Raw genomic sequence first — 1,997 nt, forward strand, 5'->3', positions numbered from 1 at the left:
CGCCATCGACTCGCTCATCCTCCAGGCCCCCGACAGTGCCTGCGGGATGCTCGCGGCATACCCCGCCGACTCGCTCACCACCGACGATGACCGCGCCTACCACGCACTGCTCACCACCATCGCCGACTACAAGGCCTACCGTCCCGCCACCACCGACAGCGCCATCAACATCGCCGTCAACCACTACGACCACGACGGTGCCAACCCCGACCACCGCATGCGCTCCCTCCTCTACAAAGGCTGCGTCATGGAAGAACTAGGCGACCCCGAGCAGGCAATCGAATACTACAAACGCGCCGAAACTATCTGCCCCGCCAACGACCACTTCAACATCGCCTACATCAACTTGCGCAAAGCGTCTTTATATCAAGTGGCCTACTCAGATTCCATTGCAATTGAAATTTATGACAAGGCACAGCATGAGTTTAATAAAGCCGGTAACAAACATTATGAGTCCCTGTGCCTTAATTCGATGGGGATAATATACAACCATCTATATGATGACAATCTTGCAATGTCAAAATTGCAACAAGCCATCAAAATAGCAAAGGAAGTGGACGATAGTGTCAATCTGGGTGAAGCTTACAACACCCTATGTCTATTATTTTACAGACAGGGGAGGTATGAAGACGTTGTATCTTCTTCAAAAAATTTGTTTGAATACGATGTTAATCAAATACCAGGACGCACCCGTTATGACATACTTTCAATTTCTTTCTCCAAGTTGGGATATCCTGATTCTGCCGAGAAATATTTAAACCTTGCCCCATCTCCTCTTTTGACCGAAGATAGTATTTCTAAGTCTCGAGCTTTTGCAGAAGTCGCTTTGGCCAAAGGAGATATAAATGCATATATTTATAATAACGATTGGGCGGTTAATAAGAGTGATTCATTGCTGATAGTCGGTCAAGCTGGTAAAATCAAAGAAGCCGAATCAAAATATGACATGGCAATGATAGAAGTCAAGCATCTGTCTAAGCAAAAACAATTAATTCTTGCTATAGCTCTTCTTGCCCTAATTATTGTCATCACTTTAGCTGTCGTTTATTACCAAAAGAGACACATTGCACAAGTTAGGATTGAGAACGAAGAAGCACAATCTCAACTTGCCGCATTAAGCTGCCATCTGTCACAAATTGCATCTGAAAATAAAAAAAGAGTACAAGAGCTGAAAGCCCAAGAACAACAACTGCACAAATTACAGGACATAATAATAAATTTAGAGAATGAACAACACGAACTTATTGCCAGATCAGAAGTAGGACAACAACTAGAGCAAACACAAGAAACATTAAAATTCACAGAAAAAGCACTTGCCATACAAGAAAAGACAAGATTCTGCCTTGACGAAATCTTGCGCTTATCATATTACTCGGGAAAATACAACTCAGACCAGGTCATTGACAATGATTCTGTCCTCATGATGAGTACTGATTTTTGGGATTTATTGTATGAGATTGTGTCGTTGAAACACAATAATCTATTTGAACGCTTGAATAAACAAGCCTCATTAAGCGATGATGAAAAGAAATTAATCGCACTGTGTGCAATTAGCATCCCTGGGGCAATTATCCGTCGAATTTTAAAATACAAAACCATACAAGTTGTCACAAATCACAAACGGAAAATCGCAAAGAAAATAACTGGCACAAGTAATCGAATTGAAGATATTTTTGCCTAAAAAACACCCGTCTCAAAACACCTGGTTATCTAAGTTTACACACGTTATTTGAATTATTTTTGATTTTATTTTATAAAACACTGCAAATCAACAAGTTTCCCTCTTCTAATTTATTACTCTAAAATTTGGAGGTTATCTGAGTTTGTCAATAACTTTACATTGTCAAAATTTTAATAACCTCAAATCCGCAGTATAAAATTTGTTAACGTTTTTGCACGCGTTAGAGGGGCATCGCCTGGCCGGATCGGTGGCAACGTGCTAAGTTCTGTGTGTTTTTGTCACGAGCGGGCACACTGCCCCTTTCCCCAATCCTTTC

Annotated in this window: 1 protein-coding gene; it reads left to right on the forward strand. The window is 41.4% G+C overall.

The genetic code is table 11. From position 1 onward, the window contains the following. Positions 1-1,681 (forward strand): hypothetical protein (locus ACKI3C_RS05700; RefSeq protein WP_407402943.1); only part of this gene is annotated, 1,681 nt, incomplete at its 5' end. Positions 1,682-1,997 lie beyond the last annotated feature (316 nt).

This window comes from Sodaliphilus sp., assembly GCF_045598405.1.
Classification (GTDB): Bacteria; Bacteroidota; Bacteroidia; order Bacteroidales; family Muribaculaceae; genus Sodaliphilus; species Sodaliphilus limicaballi.